The 250-nt window shown below is 59.2% G+C and carries 1 protein-coding gene; it reads right to left on the bottom strand.

Translation table 11 applies throughout. The annotated features are described in order from the left end of the window. Positions 1-32 precede the first annotated feature (32 nt). Positions 33-250 (bottom strand): hypothetical protein (locus ACPYOJ_RS36160; RefSeq protein ID WP_481420503.1); only part of this gene is annotated, 218 nt, incomplete at its 5' end.

The following is a 250-nucleotide window of genomic DNA, read 5'->3' as shown; positions in this document are numbered from 1 at the left end:
CCCGGAGGGGGAGAGGGAACCGGTTTGCGTCGTTATTGATTACCCGCCCACACCACCATGACCTTATCGCCATTGTGCTCGCGAACGAAGCCGTAGCCTTCTTTCAGCGACAGCGTGGTTTGTTTGCCTTCACCTATTGCGGGATGACGGGCTCGGAACTGGCCCAGAACCTGCCAGTGGGCGACGGTTAAGGCCTGCTTGCCCGTCACGTCCTGCCAGTTCATATCCGAGCGGGTGCCCTGTAATGGAT

The sequence above is a fragment of the Rhizobium sp. SVR5-9E genome, from assembly GCF_056755095.1.
The sequence above is the reverse complement of the archived record's forward strand: the minus strand, read 5'-3'. Positions and strand labels throughout refer to the sequence as shown.